Origin of the sequence: Streptomyces winkii, from assembly GCF_032248595.1 — a bacterium.
Taxonomy (GTDB): domain Bacteria; phylum Actinomycetota; class Actinomycetes; order Streptomycetales; family Streptomycetaceae; genus Streptomyces; species Streptomyces winkii.
The window spans coordinates 1-1,221 of record NZ_JASTTH010000010.1 but is presented as its reverse complement, the minus strand read 5'-3'; the positions used below and the strand labels follow the sequence as shown (position 1 = coordinate 1,221).

Annotated in this window: 1 protein-coding gene; it reads right to left on the bottom strand. The window is 69.2% G+C overall.

What is annotated here, in order from left to right:
- Positions 1-19: 19 nt before the first annotated feature.
- Positions 20-1,221: beta-ketoacyl reductase (locus tag QQM67_RS27320; protein ID WP_314177530.1), on the bottom strand; the 1,202-nt coding region annotated here is incomplete at its 5' end.

Genomic DNA, 1,221 nt, shown 5'->3' with positions numbered 1-1,221 from the left:
CAGGTTCCTTAGATCGCCGTCAGTTCTCGGGGTTGCTGTTCTCGCTGGCGAGCCGCAGCAGGCTCTCCGCGTCCATGTCCTCGATCGAGGTGGAGGCCGTGGACGCGGGTTCCTCCGCGGCTTCTCCGTCCTCGTCGGCGAGTTGCAGCACCATGTCGAGGAGACCGGCCTTGCGGAGGCGGCTGACGGGGATGGACGCGAGGGTTTCCTTGATGTGTGCTTCCGGGTCGTCCGCTGCGTCTTCCGCTGCGGGTACGTCCGGAAGGAGCTGGTACCGGATGTACTTGGCGAGGGCGGTGGGGTTGGGGTGGTCGAAGATCAAGGTCGCGGGCAGGGGCATCCCGGTGGCCCGCTTGAGCCGGTTGCGCAGCTCCACCGCGATCACGGAGTCGAAACCCACGTCACGGAAGGCACGGTTGGCCGGAAGAGCCTCGGCATCCCGGTAGCCCAGGGCGGCGGCGGCGTGTGTACGGACCAGTTCCAGCAGCTCCCGGCTGCGCTCGGCCTCCGACAGCCCCGCCAGTCGAGCCTTCAGACCCGACTCGCCCTCACCGGCCGCTGCCTCACCCTCCGCAGCGGCCAGCGCACGCTGCACCTGCGGGATCTCCGACAACAGCGCGCTGGGCCGCTCCGCGGTGAAACTCGGCGCGAACAGCTCCCAGTCCGTATTCGTCACCGTCAGCAGCGACCGGCCCTCCGACACCGCCTGACCCAGCACCCACAGCGCCAACTCCGGCTCCATGGGGAACACGCCGCGCCGGCGGAGCTGCTCGGCACCTTCCTCCTGCGTGGCCATGCCTGCGGCACCCCAGGCGCCCCAGGCGAAGGACGTCGCGGGCAGTCCCAGGCCGCGCCGGTACTGCGCCAGCCCGTCGAGGAACGCGTTCGCCGCCGCATACGCAGGCTGGCCGCCGCTGCCCCAACTCGCCGCACCCGAGCCGAACAACACGAACGCATCCAGATCGAGATCGCGGGTCAGCTCGTGGAGATGCCAGGCAGCGGTCATCTTCGCCTGTAGGGCCCGGTCGAGTTGCTCCGGTTCGAGCGCTTCGACGCTGGTGTTCTCCTCTACGACGCCTGCGGCGTGGATGACGGCCGTCAGCGGCACATCCTCCGGAACCGCCTCCACAACACCAGCCAGCGCATCACGGTCCGCCACATCACACGCGGCCACCGTCACCCGCGCACCCAAACCCTCCAACTCCGCACACAGACTTGAGG